The organism is Njordella aestuarii (assembly GCF_056494165.1).
Genome location: NZ_CM151397.1, coordinates 5,725,006 through 5,739,442 on the forward strand (window position 1 = coordinate 5,725,006; position 14,437 = coordinate 5,739,442).

Sequence of the window (14,437 nt, forward strand, 5' to 3'; positions counted from 1 at the left end):
TAATCGTTGTTACAAACTTTTGTTTGAGTACGCTTTGGGATCAGTTCGTTAATGCACAGAATCAATCTGCGAAAGCCATGGAAGACCGGACAGGTCCCTGAGTTTGGAAGCGATCAGATCTGTCTAAATCGCAAGTTTAACGCTCCAACCAACGCCAACTCGCCAGAGACGTCGATCCAGATTGGGATCTTAGTTCGGCCGAAAACGCCGACGCTTATCAGACTTAATAGCTTGCCTCTCGAGATCGGCTGGACTGCGCAGAACCTCAGGCCGTTAGAAATTGGGGCACTTTCCGGTGACAAACCTGTCGATGGGTTGTTAGGGAAGTTTGACATCTCGGCTATAATGCAGCCTCACAACTTGCTTGAAATTGTCTGGGCCCATTGTCCGCCTGACCTGGAATCTTTGGACCAATTGCCTGTTACCGACCATATCTCCTCCCCTCATTCACTGTTGCTTGATGCATGGCTGGAAATCGAAGAAACTGGATCCTGTTAAACGAACGTCAAACCTACGCGTGCAGCAATACGGCAGCCGGCCTCGCTGGGTGTCTGCTGATCAGTAGCATGTTTTTTTCGACCGGCTGCTCAAACAACAGGGGCAGCGATGCCAGTGCTCCCGACCAGCCAGCCGCGATTTCGAACCAGGAGGCGAAGACCGTTGATGCGGAAGCGAAACCGGTAGTCGATAAATCGATTGACATCGACGCATTGTTAGCACATCGCCCGACCGCCGAGGATTTAGACTTCGGATGGATTCAATTATTCGACGGTCAAAGTTTCATGGGTTGGGACAAACCCGAGCTGGCCAATTGGCGAGTCGAGGATGGCGAGATACGTGTAGACTCCGGTGAAGAGTCGTTTCTTTCGACGACCAGTCGTTTTGGTGACTACGAAATTCAGCTTGAATTTAAGGCTCCGGTTGACTCGAACAGCGGAGTGTTTCTTCGGACGCCGCTTAAACCACTCGACCCAGCAACCGATTGTTATGAGTTTAACATAGCGCCGCCGGACAACCCTTTCCCCACGGGATCCTTAGTTGCACGAGAGAAAGTCGAACCGGAAAAGATCGGGGAACTCGCCGCGGACCAGTGGCATTTGCTGCACGCTCTTGTCGACCGCGATCACATTCAAACTTGGGTCAATGGACAAGCAGCAGCTGATTATATGGACGCAAATGCGTTGAAGTCTGGTAGGATTGCACTGCAGTTCCGGACTGGGTCGGTTGCTTTTCGCAACATACGCTTGCGCCCAATCGGCTACAACGTCATCCCCACCGAAACTCTTGACAGTTGGCAAGCATCGACGCAAGAAAATTTTGAGTACCACCTTACCGACGCCAATTCTATTGAACTTGTTGGCGGCCGGGCCAATCTGGAACTGCTGCAACAAACCCAGAATTTCTGCATGCAAGTAAAATTAGAGACCTTGGCACCGGCCACAAACTCAGGCGTCTTCTTTCGTTGCATCCCAGGCAGCGTTATGGATGGCTATGAGTGCCAGATTCAGAACGAATACGAAGAAGATCGCAGATCACCAAAAGATTACGGTACCGGTGCAATCTTCCGCCGCGTGAAAGCACGTGCTGTAATGAGCAGTGACGACGAACCTACCTACATCACAATCGCTGCCGATGGCCGGCATATCTCGACCTGGGTGCAAGGAATTCAAGTCGTCGATTGGGTTGACGAGCGCAAGCCCAATGACAACCCTCGTGAAGGCTACCGCGAGGAAGCAGGAACGTTGCAGCTTCAAGGCCACGACCCTGAGTCGAAAGTTCGATTTGACCGACTGGTTATTTCACCGATAGACGAAAATCCGTAGCTAGCATTGCGAGCGATTTCGATTAAATCGATTTGGCTAGGTCCTTGGTTCTGCGTCGCGAAGGCTGTTCGCTTCTAGTTCACCCGGAAAAACCGCTTTCCACGCCAGCATCGCAGTTCCGCAGACTAGCAAGCTGTCTGCAATATTGAAATTCGGCCACGTGTAGCGACCGTATCGGAAAAGAATCCAGTCGCGGACGCCACTCTTCCACTCGTCGGGCATCCCAGGCTCGTACCACATTCCGATGCGATCGTAGAAATTTCCCAGGATACCTGCAAGTATGCAGCCAGCGGCCACGGTGAACCACCAGGACTTGGCCGCCTTAAAGCCAAACAGCCAGACTGCGATCCCGACCGCGGCTATGATGGACAACCCGGCAAACCCTTTGCCCCAACCAGCTCCCATGCCGAACAAGGCGCCTGGATTCACGGCCGTTTCAATCCCGATATACCCATCCCAGATCCACCAAATCGGTTTGATCCCGGGCCAATCGCGCCATTGGAAGATGGCGTACTTTGAGTACAAATCGGCCGCGCAGCCGCCAATTGCCAAGCCAGCGAAGACAGCCAACCGGTTGTGCCACCAATTGGGCTCTGAGTGGATTTGCATAGGCAAAGCAGCTTGGCTAGCGTTTTCCTGATCGTCGTCATTCATATTTCTTATCAAGGCTCAGAAACGCCCGTTCTTTGAAAACATCGGTGGAGGAATTAGCATCGTTGCAAAGTATCCGTCCTTTCGCCATCTCAGTTTTTCCCTGTGCGCCATCCTTGAGTAATCCGACGTCCACGGCATTTTAAAACTCTCCCCTTGGCCACGTTTTGGAAAGCAAAAGTTAGTGACCAACCTTATTTTGGACCAGCAAAAAAACTATTTGATGCTAAACTGGGCGGCTGATAAAGGTGCATCTCGGGACGGTGCGAAACCTCGGCGGCTCATTCCGGATAATTCGTTAATGGACACTAAATTGGCATTCAAGCAAGGATCGTCCTTGAACAAGCCTTACAACAGCACCGCAGTACACCAGAAATGCTTAAACCTGGACTGCAACGCAACTTACGATGTAGGCGAAACGCTTACCCGCTGCCCCAAATGCGGCGACTTGCTCGATATTTCTTACGACTGGAATCGTTTGGAAGTGCCGAAACGGCTGAGTGACTTCCAGCAGATGTGGACGCGCCGTTTCGATCCAATCCGGTTTAGCGGCGTATGGCGATTTCACGAACTCTTGCCGTATGCGCCTCAAGACAAGATCGTAACCGTCGGCGAGGGCCAGACGTTACTTCAACAGGCCGATGCTGTCGCAAAGTATGTGGGCTTAAAGCCAGGCGGGCTTTTTCTGCAATACGAGGGCATGAACCCATCTGGGTCGTTCAAGGATAATGGCATGTGCGCCGCCTTCACGCATGCTCATATGGTAGGTGCAAAGCGAGCCGCTTGTGCATCGACAGGCAACACAAGCGCGTCGCTTGCCATGTACTGTGCCGTTACGCAATTGATGAAGGCGGTGATCTTTATCGGCTCGGGGAAGATTTCCTACGGGAAACTATCCCAAGCTCTTGAATACGGTGCATTAACAGTTCAGATTGCAGGTGATTTCGACGACGCGATGGCGCGTGTTCAAGAGATTAGCAAACAACTCGGCATTTACTTGGTGAACAGTGTCAATCCATTTCGTTTGGAAGGCCAAAAGACGGTCATGTTCCGCGTTCTGGAAGCGTTACAATGGAATGTGCCCGACTGGATTGTCGTTCCAGGCGGCAACTTGGGCAACAGCAGCGCATTTGGAAAAGCCTTTATTGAACTAAAAGAGCTCGGTCTCATCGATAAAGTCCCGCGGCTGGCAGTCATCAATGCGGCTGGTGCCGACACACTGGATGTACTTTTCAACGAGCGTTCCTTGAGTTGGGATGCCGGCCGGCCAGCGATGGAAAAGGCCTGCTATTACTACGACGAACTGGATGCGAGCAAGGCCAAAGCCGATACGATCGCCAGCGCAATTGAAATCAACCGTCCGGTAAATCTTAAGAAATGCTTGCGAGCATTAGATTATTGTGACGGGGTCGTCCGTAAAGTTGACGACCAAGACATCTTGGATGCTAAAGCTCAAGTCGGCGCCGGCGGTATCGGCTGTGAGCCCGCAAGTGCTGCTAGCGTCGCTGGAGCCAAACTGCTTCGCCACCAAGGAATTATCGCAGCCGACGAACGCGTGGTCTGTATCCTTACGGGCCATCAGCTCAAAGATCCTACGGCGACGGTTGCTTATCACACGACCGATCAGGACAAGTTCAACGAAGTCCTGGGAAGTCGCGGTGTCTCCAGAGCTTCCTTTGCCAATCGAGCCATTGCAGTCCCCAATGAGCTTGACGCCATCGTCCGCGCAATCCAACTTTATAGTTAAAGCTCTTCCTCCAAGTCCCACTGTCAAACGGTTTTTCCAGTGCTACGCGTTGCAATTCATGGTGCTTCGGGCCGTAACGGACGAAGACTAATTTGCTTGATCGATCAAAGCGACAAGTATCAACTTGCGGCTGCTCTTGTCAGCCCAACCAGCAAATTCTTAGGAGATGACGCTGGGACGATGTGCGGCATCCGCCCTCAAAACGTTGTCGTAGCCAACGAATGGCCCGACGATATTGACGTCGTCATCGATTTTTCCAACGCCAGCGCCGCCGTCAGTGCAACGAATCAGGCAGCTGCTCGTAAGCTACCAATCGTTATTGCATCCACAGGTTTGACATCAGTCGATGAATCAGTAATTCATGAAGCATCGACCAAGATTCCTGTTTGCTACGCAGCAAACTATTCTCCTGCCGTCAACCTGACCATGAAGCTTGCCCAGCAAGCAGCACAAACACTAGCCAGGCTAGGAGAACAGGTCGATGTCGAAATTATTGAACGACATCACCGCATGAAAGAAGATAGCCCCAGCGGAACAGCTCTGAAGTTCGGTCAATTAATTTCGCAGGAGCTTTCCTTAACCACGGCGGCTCACGGTCGTGAAGGTATGGTCGGGAAAAGGCCGGCGAACGAAATCGGCTATCACGCAGTACGGCTCGGTGACGATGCGGGCCAGCACTTGATCTGCTTTGGCATGATGGGCGAACTGATCGAGTTGCGATGCGCTGCTAGCAACCGCGACCCTTACGCAGTTGGTGCACTTGCCGCAGCGTCTTATCTCATGGACCAGGAACCCGGGCTTTACAGCATGTTCGATGTGCTTGGCTTTTAAGTCGTCGTAAGGCCCACCGACTTACCACTGACGGACTTGTTCAAGCACACTATTAACGTCAGTAAAAAGCATCGCTTGCCAACCACGCTCTCTGGCAGCATGCACGTTCAGTGCGCGGTCATCAATGAAGAAAATATTCTCGGGCGCAACTCCAGCTCGCTCTTCTGAACGTTGATATATTTCAGGATAAGGCTTCATACGCCCAATGTCATAGCTGAGCACAATCTGCTGAAACAGATGGGCAAAGTCTAAATCCTGTTGTGCAATTATCCAGTCCCAGTGAGCCGGGCAAGTATTCGATAAAATCCCGATCGGAATATTCTTGGCCCGCAGCGCGTCGATCAACAAAATAATGTCTTGATTGAACGTAAACATAGCGCTGATAGCATCGAGGAAGCCATCTGCGGGCACGGACTTGCCCACAACCCGAGCCACTTCGTTCACCAATCGCTGCGAACCAATCACACCCGATTCGTATAGTTCTTCCAATCCGAAATCGTAGACCGCAGCCCGCAATTTAGCTTCGTCTACTCCAGTTGCAAGAGAAGCGCGTGAGGCCCCTCGAGCATAGTCGAAAAAGTAAATTACATTTCCCAGATCGAAGTAAAAGAACTCGGGCCGTGTAAATTGATCGGGCATCTTAGGTCAATGTACCCTTGCTGCTGGGAATGTCCGTCTGACGTGGGTCAATCTCGGTCGCCATGCGAAAGGACCGAGCAGCGGACTTAAAGATGGCTTCCGCAATGTGGTGGCTATTGCGACCGTGATGAAGCACGACGTGCAAATTACATAAGGCATTGTTCGCAAATGCCTGCCAAAAATCTTCGACCAACTCCGAATCGAAATCGCCGATCTTACCTTGCGGAATAGGTGCTTGAAAAACGAGATAGCTTCGTCCGCTCAGATCTAACGCGGTAGTTACGAGCGTTTCTTCCATCGGCAACACGCACTGTCCGTAACGTCGAATCCCGCGTTTGTCGCCGATAGCTTCGCGAACTGCGAGTCCGAGGCAGATCCCGACGTCTTCGGTTGTGTGATGTCCATCAACGATCAGATCCCCGACCGCTTTCACTTGCAAGTCACATAGCGAATGTTTGGCAAAGAGTGTCAGCATATGATCCAGAAATCCGACTCCCGTATCGCAGTTGCTCTTGCCGCTACCATCGATATTGATCGAAAGCTCAACTTGGGTTTCTGCAGTTTTGCGTTGAATACTGCCGCTACGACTCGTTGTCATGTCCGATTCTTTCTACGTCAAGAATGTTTGGCCGTTTGAATTGCTGCTTGGAGCGTTGCCAGCATGGTATCGATATTCGCGTCAGTCCCAACGCTGATTCGCAGTCCATCAGTCCAATCGGGATAGTTCATATATCGAACAAATATCTCCGATTCCTTCAAGATTTCGTACAATCGCCGCGGATCAGCATGGCGAGGTCGACACCAGATAAAGTTAGATTGTGAGGGAATACAATCGAAATCCATCGACTGGAGTTCTCGAAAAAGCCGTTCACGCGTGGAATTGCAGCGTCTCACGTTTTCGTTAAGCCATGTTTGGTCCGCAATTGCGGCAGTTGCAGCCGCATTGGCAATCGCATCCGTGTTGTAGCTGTCTTTTACCTTTCGTAGCATCGCAACTACTTTCTGGTGCGCTACCAAGTAGCCGAATCGCAGTCCAGCCAACGCATAGGATTTGCTCAGTGTCCGAGTTACCAGAATGTTGGGGTACTTGGCAGGCAAGTCCACACAGCTGAACTCGGCAAAATCGACATAAGCTTCGTCGACGACTACAGGACATTCTACTTGTTGCGCCAATTCGATAATCTGCTCGCGGCTAACGACAGTTCCTGTTGGTGAATTGGGATTCGGAAGATAGATCAGCTTTAAGCGATCCTTAGCCGCAAAAAAAGCACTCGCCAAAGACCAGTCAGCTGCGAAATCGATCTCTTCAATTTGTGCATTCTGAAGATGTCCCAGCGTTCGATAAAGTATGTAACTAGGGTTTGGAAATCGAATCCAGTCACCTTCTCCGACAAATGCCCGCGTTAGGATCGTAAGGATATCATCGCTACCATTTCCGCATAAGATCTGGTCTTCGTGAACTCCTAGTACGTTACTTGCTTTTCGGCGAAAACTGGTTGCCAACGGATCGGGGTATCGCTCCAGACTCTTCGCTGCCGTTAGAATCGCATCCAGGACCGTGGGACTCGGTGGATAAGGATTCTCATTGGTATTCAGCTTGATTGCTTGCCCAGGTTGCGGTTGCTCGCCAGGGATATACGGCTGCATCCTAACGATGTTCGGCCGAAAGAATTTGTCAGTATTGCTTTCCATTTTTTGTTATTCAACTCGTATGGCAACACTCTGCCGATGCGCTGTTAGGCCTTCCTTGTCAGCAAGCAGGCACACATCTGGTGAAATTTCTTGGAGTGCCAAACGGTCAAATTCAATAACACTGCTTGACCTTAAAAAGTGATTGCTGCTGAGCCCTGAAGCCCAACGAGCAGTTCCGCCAGTTGGAAGCACGTGCGATGGACCGGCAGCGTAATCACCTACCGCAACAGGACTGTAATGACCTATAAAAGTTGCACCGGCATTGCGGATTTTCGGTAACAACTCGCGAGCGTTATCGATGGCCAAATGTAGATGCTCAGGTGCCATTTCGGCGATGATCTCACAGGCTTGGTCGGGGCTGTTCACTAAAATGTATGCGCCGTACTCGTGAAGCGAATCAACGATAAGGTCGCCACGCTCTAGTTGATTGACTTGTCTGATCAATGCATCATCGATTCGCGATAGGGTACCTGCGTCCCAACTAATCAAGACACTGCTTCCGGGAGAATGTTCGGCCTGAGAAAGCATATCTGCTGCGGCAAATTCAGCAGAAGTGGATTGATCGGCGACCACGATCACTTCCGACGGTCCCGCGATAGAATCAATATCCACGTGGCCGAATACATGACGTTTGGCCAAAGCAACAAAAAGATTGCCAGGTCCGACGATCTTTTCAACAGGCGCCAGTCCTTCGATTCCGTAAGCCATCGCTGCCACCGCTTGAGCGCCTCCGACAGCGTACAATTCGCGAATCCCGAACTCATAGCAGATTGCCTGGATGTCTGGATTGAAGGCCCCCAACTTTGACGGTGGAGCAACCACTGCAATCTGTTCGACGCCAGCTGCCAGGGCGGGCACTGCGGTCATGAGCAGGGAGGAAGGATAAGCCGCGGCACCTCCGGGAATGCAAAGACCTACGCGTCGAAGCGGTGTGTAACGCTGCTGCAATTGGACGCCGGGCGACGGGTTAGTGGTGACATCCTGATGAAGTATGGCTGTCTGAAATGCATGAATGCGATCTCGGACCCGTCGCACGCAGTCGAGAAACGCAGGCTTGCAGGCCGCATGCGATTTGGCTAGCGATTCCTCGGATATGCGAAGGTTACTCGCGTCTAACTTGAAGTTGTCGAGTTGCTGGCTGTATTGAAAGACAGCTTCCGCTCGACGCTGAAAAACATCGCTGCAGATTCTTTCAACAACTTGCGAAGGGATCAACGCTTCGCCGAAAACGCGTAGCGTGAGTTCACGTCCCTTGGGGCTGACGATGTCGCCAGTCGGAGCAAGCTTGTCACGCAGCGTCTGCAGGTGTGCTGTGATGTCGCCTTGAGTTGCATCCAAAATGATGACGGACGGATGATGCACGGTAGCGTATCTTTTGAATTGACCAAAACCAAAGGGATGTGGAGTGCTAGAGCTCACTCCATTATTGCATCGCGGCTAGTTGCTCTTCCGTAAAACTTACGTTGGAAGAAACGGATTGCACGTCATCGTGATCTTCTAGCTGTTCTAGCAACCTTACAACCGATTGAGCGGTATCTGAATCCACTTCAACAGTAGCGCTTGGAATGCGTGTAATTTCTTTTACGCTTACGGCAATCTCCGCCGTTTCAAACGCTTCGCTTAACACAGGATAGGCTTCTGTCGAGCAAATTATTTCGATCTGATCGTTGCTTTCGATAACATCGTCGGCCCCGTTTTCCATCGCCAGTTCCATCACTCTTTCAAGAGATGCAGATTCAGTTTTGACGATGATCATACCTTTACGTTCAAACAGATAGGCAACACAATTAGTTGAGCCAAGCTTTCCACCCGCGTTATCGAAGATCTTACGTACTTCGCCTGCCGTCCGGTTTCGATTGTCGGTCATGATGTCGCACAAGACAGCAACTCCGCCTGGTCCGTAGCCTTCGTAGAGGATTTCTTCGACGTCGCCACCTTCGAGTTCACCGGTCCCCTTCTTAATTGCTCGTTCGATGTTTTCTTTTGGCAGCGAGACGGCTTTAGCATCGGAAATAGCTGTGCGCAAGCGAATGTTGCCGGATGGATCACCGCCGCCCATTTTTGCAGCAACGATAATCGCCTTGCTCAGTTTGCTCCACAGTTTGCTGCGTTTGCTATCAACTGCTGCTTTACGATGCTTAATATTGGAGTACTGCGAATGACCAGCCATAGTTCGCTCCTATATGTCCTTTTTCCTTAGCGAGGTTTCTTTTTGCTGATTGCGTTGGAAGACTTGCTCGACTTCGTCGCGGGTTTCTTTGATTCGGTTTCGGCTTTAGGCTTGGTGTCCGGCTTCTTCGTCGAAGCGGGAGCTTTCTTCTCTGGTGTTGCTTTAACTTTTGGCGGGCTTGCTTTCGTCGACTTAGTTACCTTCTTTTTAGCACCGGCATCAGCCGCTTCTTTGGAAGTAGCTTTAGCAGCAGGCTTGGCTGGCTCTTCGACCTTCTGCGGGGCTGTCGGCTTCTTGGCAACCTTTGCCTTAGGCTTTTCTTCTACCGGGGCAACAGTCGGTTCAACAGGTTTAGCAGGAGCAACTTTCGTTTCAGAGGTTTTCGAATCCGCCGCCTTGTTGGCTGATGTTGTTTTGGTTTCATTCGATTTACCGGAAGCGGACTTTCCTTGAGTCGTCTTCGCTTCGACTGGTTTTTCGTCTGTCTTGTCCGCGGGCTTCGATGCAGCCTTGTCTCCGGACTTAGGCGTAGCTTCTGGTAAAGTTGGCTCGGCCGTCTTAGTAGATTTCTTACGAGATTTTTTGTCGCTGGCAGCAATCTCTTCAGCCACAATCGCCGCCGCCGGCGTGTATTTAACTTTGAGTTCCTTAAAGACTGCTACCACGTTTGGCTTGTTATAATCCGCTTGAAATTCGACGCCTAACTGGTGCAAAAGTTGTCCGAACTCAACGCCCTTCGTTTTGGGAATAGCACGTTCCAGTCCTGGAATCGTACCCTTCTCTGCCTCAGCCTCGGTAACAAGTTCCAACGCGATCGCACAATTCAATGTTGATTGATCGATTGGTATCGAATGTCCGCCGAATGCATTTTGGTTTACAAAGTTGAGGACGAAACGGGTCATCCCTTTCAGCGCACCCAGCGTCTCGATAGCTTTCGCGAGATTCGCCTTTTTGAGATCTTCGACATCAAAAGAATAACGAGTCTCGTATATCGACTGCAGCACTCGTTTAACGCGTTGAGCTGTTTCAATAGCTTTAGCGACCCCTGGCATCGCTTCTGCAAGTTCGACGGCAGTAGTAACGCGAATCTCGTTGTAGTCGACGTAGTTCTGCAGGAGCTTTGCAAATGCCTCGTCAGCCGACTCGAATGATGAATCCTCCAAGACGCATCCGTAGATAAGATGATCCAATACAGACCGATCACTTACGGTTGGGACTGGTTGGTACTGTTTGCGAAGCGACTTAAAAAGCTGCTCGATCTTATTAGAACGAGAAGTGCTCATATTTGGGGGTCAACAAAAGAGGTGCAATACGACGTTGTACGGTACGGGCAGTCTAATCTTTCTGGGGTGACTCCATGTCGTCATTCGGCTCTAGTTCGTCCGATGAACTGGGCGAGTCGTCGCTCAAAGAACTCTTCTCGCCCTTTCTTTCTTGCGCGATTTGCTCAAGGATCTGGGACACCGCCAACGACTTCTTGATTCCTTCGTCCAGTTTGAAAGTCAGCCGAGGCGTGTAACGCGTGTCGATCCGTTCAGCAATTCGCTGTTGTAAAAACCCCGCGGCATTTTGCAATCCGTGAAGCGCGGTCTTTTGTTGAGCGGGACTGCCCATCACGCTCACGTAGACTTTTGCTTCGCGCATATCGGGCATTACTTCAACACCCAGCACAGTGACGTGTTGAACCCGTGGGTCACGCATTTCGGTCAAGATCGTTGTAGAAACGACCTCTCGAATTGCTTCACCTGCTTTAAGTAAACGGCGCGAACTCACCGAAACACACACCCTTCAACGATGTCCAAAGGAAATCTAAAAAATCAATCCAGCTTTCGCGCGACCGATTCAATCTTATAAGCTTCTAAGATGTCATCTTGTTTGACATCGTTAAAGTTCGCCAATTTAATACCGCACTCCATCCCGCGCGGTACTTCCTTGACATCGTCCTTGACGCGTCGCAAAGTATCCAGAGCGTAGTCGCCAATCGTTCGACCGTCACGGTTTACTCGAATGCGGCATCCGCGTTCGATTACGCCTTGGGCAACGTAGCAACCAGCGATGGTACCGACTCGCGAAACGCTAAAGACTTGTTTAACCAGGGCACGTCCCAGTTCAACGACGCGTTCTTCAGGACGCAAACGTCCTTCAACCATCGCCTTAATATCTTCAGCAAGTTTGTAGATGATGTCATAGCGTCGAATTTCAACGTTTCGCAACTCGGCCATCTGTCGTGCGGCTTCGTCAGGAATTGCGTTGAACCCAACAACCACAGCGTCTGATGCAGATGCTAAGGTCACGTCGGCGACGCTGACGCCGCCGACTGACTTCTGCAGCACCTTGATCTCAACTTCAGGATGCTCAAGCTTACTCAACTCTTTCTCAATCGCTTCCAGCGACCCACGCGTGTCAGCACGGATGATCAAATTGAGAGCAACCTTCTCGTCACCCTTATTGAGTTTTCCTGACAGCAGTCGCTCCTGGAATGATTCGAACGAGACCTTGGTAGTCGACCCCGAAAGCGTCTCGCGACGATATTCGTTCTCGCGTGCAGCCGCAATTTCACGGGCTTGGGCGATGTCGTCCATCACGTAGAGTCGCTCACCAGCCTCCGGCGCACTTTCCAGACCAGTAATATTGACCGGCATGGAAGGACCAGCTTCTGACATCTGTTTGTTGCGGAACAGAGTATCGTAAATAGCTTTGACACGACCAAAACTCGTCCCGCAGACGACAATATCGCCAACGCGGAGTGTACCGTTATCGATAATTGCTTTCACAATTACTCCACGATCGGCCGCTTGCTCGCTTTCCAAGCAAATACCCGACGCAGGGCGTTTGGAGTTTGCCCTCAGGTCATGCAGTTCTGCGACCGTGAGTAGTGTCTCAAGCAGTTCATCCATCCCCTCACCAGTTATGGCACTGGTTCCGACAACTTCGACGTCGCCGCCCCAAGCACTTGGCGTCAAACCGTACTCGGTCATTTGAGTCATAACACGATTAAGGTCGGCCCCAGGTAGATCAATCTTGTTCGCTGCGACAACGATTGGAACGCCAGCCGCCTTAGCATGCGAAATCGCCTCTTCCGTTTGTGGCATAATTCCGTCGTCAGCCGCAATTACAAGCACGGCAATGTCGGTGACGTTCGCACCACGAGCACGCATTTCCGTGAACGCTTCGTGGCCCGGAGTATCGACAAACGAGATTACACGCCCATCTTTTTCTACTTGGTAAGCACGGATGCTCTGCGTAATACCACCAGCTTCACCCGTGACAATCTTAGTACCAATCAAATAGTCCAATAGAGATGTCTTGCCGTGGTCAACGTGCCCAAGGAACGTAACGACAGGCGGACGAGTCTCCAAATCTTCTGGACGATCTTCGAAGTCTTTGAAGTTCTTGAGAAGCGTTTCCTCGAAGGAAGTCGTCTCTTTGAATTCGATATCTACGCCCAACTCGGTTGCAACCATCACCGCTTGCTCACTATCTAGCTTCGCGTTGATATTGAGCATCGTACCCATGGTCATTAGCGAGCGAAGCACCCGCGCTGCTGGCACGCCAGCTGCCTCGGAAAAACTTCGAACCGTGCAAGGCAATTCAAGAACAACTTTTTCCTTGCGCTGAATACTAGCGCCGGTTTTCTTCTGTTTGTTTCGCGAGCGGTTTGGACGACCATCATCATCGACATCATCGATCCCAAATCGCTTGGCGCGACGCGTTTTCCGCATATCGGCCAACGAGTTTCCGCGGCCGACTTTGTCCTCGCCCTCCTCGACAGCTCCAGCACCCTTTTTCGGTTTGCCTTTTGCTTTTTCAGCGTTTGCCTTGAACTCGGACAACGCCCCAGCGCCAGCCTTACTATTTGCCTTAGCTGTTTCCGATTTCACAAAGCTCTCAAGCGGGGCATTCATACCCTTGCGAGAGCCCGCGATCATTTCGGGCGTTAAACGCACATCGGGCCGCATTGGCTCCGGCTCTTTCGAAGCAGGCGGAGGCGGCGGCGTAGCTCCCTTGGGAATTCTCGTGTTGAGATTGATCACAGGTTCGCGTGACGGTCGCTTTTTGCGGTCAACGGTCGGCTTAGCAGCCGCATCGCCACGAGGACGTGCACTTAAATCGCGCATACGGCCACCACTCCCCTCGGGAGCCGTGTAGTCCTTTCGACTCAGCGGACCAGGCGCAGAGTTGTCACGCCGAGGCACTTCCGTGCCTGTAGCATCCCGTGGCCTAGCCCTTTCGGCGGCCACCGTTGACGCTCGCTTAGATTCGACGTCGCCGCCGACCGATTCAGCGACGACTTCAGGCGGACTGGCGACGGAAGCTTCTTCATCCCCCGTCGTTTCTGCGACAGCAGCATCAGGCTGCTCCTCAACCCCAGCATCCGACTCGTCGCCACGCCCCGACGAAGCGCCGGCACTAGCCGTTGGCTTGCGTCGCGCACCTATCTGGCGCATTGGGTTCGTATCGCGAACAGACTGCCGCTCTGGAGCGGGCGTGACTGCGGGCGTTGCATCTGGCGCGGCAGCCGACTCAGCCGGCGGCGCCTTCTCATTGGCAACATGACGGCGCACGCGATCAACCTCGTCGTCATCGAGATTCGCGAGCGGCGAGCCCTTACTAGTGATTCCCAAGCGAGTGCATAACTCTACAAGCGCTTTTGAATCGAGATTTATTTCTTTAGCGAGCTGAAAAATACGCATTGCGTAAAGCGTAACCCTCAGAAATTATCAAGAGCGCAACCGATAGGAGAACCCGCCGAACTGCCGATATTTGTTTATTTAAACATATGCAATTCTTACCACAGGAATCAGACGATCACACCAACCACAAACCGTGTTACATAAACGCCTCCAGAACAACCGCTGCACTGAAGCATCACACCCTACAAGC

Annotated in this window: 13 protein-coding genes; 4 read left to right on the forward strand and 9 right to left on the reverse strand. The window is 51.6% G+C overall.

Annotation, left to right across the window (positions count from 1 at the left end):
* Positions 1–51: 51 nt before the first annotated feature.
* Both SH451x_RS22375 and SH451x_RS22380 read left to right on the forward strand, forming a co-directional pair.
* Positions 52–498, forward strand: a complete 447-nt coding sequence (locus SH451x_RS22375; protein ID WP_479359407.1) for a hypothetical protein — start codon at positions 52–54, stop codon at positions 496–498.
* A 68-nt stretch (positions 499–566) separates the two neighbouring features.
* Entirely contained in the window at positions 567–1,823 is a 1,257-nt protein-coding gene (locus SH451x_RS22380; RefSeq protein ID WP_479359408.1) for a 3-keto-disaccharide hydrolase, read from the forward strand.
* Between the two features lie 36 nt (positions 1,824–1,859).
* On the opposite strand, the gene SH451x_RS22385 is transcribed toward SH451x_RS22380, so the two are convergent.
* Entirely contained in the window at positions 1,860–2,477 is a 618-nt protein-coding gene (locus SH451x_RS22385; RefSeq protein WP_479359409.1) for a signal peptidase II, read from the reverse strand.
* 298 nt (positions 2,478–2,775) lie between these two features.
* On the opposite strand from SH451x_RS22385, the gene thrC reads away from it, so the two are divergent.
* Positions 2,776–4,221: a threonine synthase gene (thrC, locus tag SH451x_RS22390; protein ID WP_479359410.1), complete on the forward strand. Its 1,446-nt coding sequence runs from the start codon at positions 2,776–2,778 to the stop codon at positions 4,219–4,221.
* A 39-nt stretch (positions 4,222–4,260) separates the two neighbouring features.
* Positions 4,261–5,052 (forward strand): 4-hydroxy-tetrahydrodipicolinate reductase, encoded by a 792-nt coding sequence (gene dapB, locus SH451x_RS22395; RefSeq protein ID WP_479359411.1) that lies wholly within the window; start codon positions 4,261–4,263, stop codon positions 5,050–5,052.
* Positions 5,053–5,073: 21 nt separating this feature from the next.
* Here dapB and SH451x_RS22400 read toward each other — a convergent pair whose 3' ends face one another.
* The 8 genes from SH451x_RS22400 to infB form a co-directional block, all read right to left on the reverse strand.
* Positions 5,074–5,691 (reverse strand): HAD family hydrolase, encoded by a 618-nt coding sequence (locus tag SH451x_RS22400; RefSeq protein ID WP_479359412.1) that lies wholly within the window; start codon positions 5,689–5,691, stop codon positions 5,074–5,076.
* A 1-nt stretch (position 5,692) separates the two neighbouring features.
* Complete coding sequence (gene hisB, locus SH451x_RS22405; protein WP_479359414.1) at positions 5,693–6,289, reverse strand: imidazoleglycerol-phosphate dehydratase HisB; 597 nt, start codon at positions 6,287–6,289, stop codon at positions 5,693–5,695.
* Between the two features lie 17 nt (positions 6,290–6,306).
* Positions 6,307–7,383 carry a histidinol-phosphate transaminase gene (hisC, locus tag SH451x_RS22410; protein WP_479359416.1) on the reverse strand — a complete coding sequence of 359 codons (1,077 nt, stop codon included), beginning with the start codon at positions 7,381–7,383 and terminating at the stop codon, positions 6,307–6,309.
* A 6-nt stretch (positions 7,384–7,389) separates the two neighbouring features.
* Positions 7,390–8,721 (reverse strand): histidinol dehydrogenase, encoded by a 1,332-nt coding sequence (gene hisD / locus SH451x_RS22415; protein WP_479362930.1) that lies wholly within the window; start codon positions 8,719–8,721, stop codon positions 7,390–7,392.
* Between the two features lie 85 nt (positions 8,722–8,806).
* A complete protein-coding gene (locus SH451x_RS22420) occupies positions 8,807–9,553 on the reverse strand; it encodes a YebC/PmpR family DNA-binding transcriptional regulator (RefSeq protein WP_479359417.1) in 747 nt (248 codons plus the stop codon).
* 26 nt (positions 9,554–9,579) lie between these two features.
* Positions 9,580–10,836 carry a hypothetical protein gene (locus SH451x_RS22425; RefSeq protein WP_479359418.1) on the reverse strand — a complete coding sequence of 419 codons (1,257 nt, stop codon included), beginning with the start codon at positions 10,834–10,836 and terminating at the stop codon, positions 9,580–9,582.
* A 52-nt stretch (positions 10,837–10,888) separates the two neighbouring features.
* Complete coding sequence (gene rbfA / locus SH451x_RS22430) at positions 10,889–11,326, reverse strand: 30S ribosome-binding factor RbfA (RefSeq protein WP_479359419.1); 438 nt, start codon at positions 11,324–11,326, stop codon at positions 10,889–10,891.
* Between the two features lie 44 nt (positions 11,327–11,370).
* Complete coding sequence (infB, locus tag SH451x_RS22435; protein ID WP_479359420.1) at positions 11,371–14,247, reverse strand: translation initiation factor IF-2; 2,877 nt, start codon at positions 14,245–14,247, stop codon at positions 11,371–11,373.
* Between the last annotated feature and the right edge of the window lie 190 nt (positions 14,248–14,437).

Bases quoted from the DNA above. Each gene is read 5' to 3' on its own strand.
- infB (WP_479359420.1), bottom strand. From the start codon at position 14,247: ATGCGTATTTTTCAGCTCGCTAAAGAAATAAATCTCGATTCAAAAGCG.
- SH451x_RS22420 (WP_479359417.1), bottom strand. From the start codon at position 9,553: ATGGCTGGTCATTCGCAGTACTCCAATATTAAGCATCGTAAAGCAGCA.
- SH451x_RS22380 (WP_479359408.1), top strand. From the start codon at position 567: ATGTTTTTTTCGACCGGCTGCTCAAACAACAGGGGCAGCGATGCCAGT.
- hisB (WP_479359414.1), bottom strand. From the start codon at position 6,289: ATGACAACGAGTCGTAGCGGCAGTATTCAACGCAAAACTGCAGAAACC.
- hisC (WP_479359416.1), bottom strand. From the start codon at position 7,383: ATGGAAAGCAATACTGACAAATTCTTTCGGCCGAACATCGTTAGGATG.
- SH451x_RS22400 (WP_479359412.1), bottom strand. From the start codon at position 5,691: ATGCCCGATCAATTTACACGGCCCGAGTTCTTTTACTTCGATCTGGGA.
- thrC (WP_479359410.1), top strand. From the start codon at position 2,776: ATGGACACTAAATTGGCATTCAAGCAAGGATCGTCCTTGAACAAGCCT.
- SH451x_RS22425 (WP_479359418.1), bottom strand. From the start codon at position 10,836: ATGAGCACTTCTCGTTCTAATAAGATCGAGCAGCTTTTTAAGTCGCTT.
- SH451x_RS22385 (WP_479359409.1), bottom strand. From the start codon at position 2,477: ATGAATGACGACGATCAGGAAAACGCTAGCCAAGCTGCTTTGCCTATG.
- SH451x_RS22375 (WP_479359407.1), top strand. From the start codon at position 52: ATGCACAGAATCAATCTGCGAAAGCCATGGAAGACCGGACAGGTCCCT.